The following is a 269-nucleotide window of genomic DNA, read 5'->3' on the forward strand; positions in this document are numbered from 1 at the left end:
GCTGCCGTTACAGCTACAACTTCAGTAACCATTACGGCTCTGCCGACGGCAAGTATTAGTTATGCAACGCCGTTCTGCTCTTCTGTGGCTACGGCACAATCTGTGACTTTAACAGGAACAGGGGCTTATACCGGTGGAGTGTATTCTTCTACTGCCGGAATGACTATCAATCCGGCTACCGGAGCCATTACGCCTTCCTCTTCAACTGCAGGAACCTATACCGTTACTTATACCATTGCGGCTAGTGGCGGATGCCCAGCTGTAATTGC

Annotated in this window: 1 protein-coding gene; it reads left to right on the top strand. The window is 50.6% G+C overall.

Features of this window, described 5'->3' with window-relative positions; all coding sequences use genetic code 11:
* On the top strand, window positions 1–269 hold a 269-nt coding region (locus L1S35_RS13270), incomplete at both ends, for a hypothetical protein (protein ID WP_236401473.1).

Origin of the sequence: Flavobacterium anseongense, assembly GCF_021608185.1 — a bacterium.
GTDB classification, from domain to species: domain Bacteria; phylum Bacteroidota; class Bacteroidia; order Flavobacteriales; family Flavobacteriaceae; genus Flavobacterium; species Flavobacterium anseongense.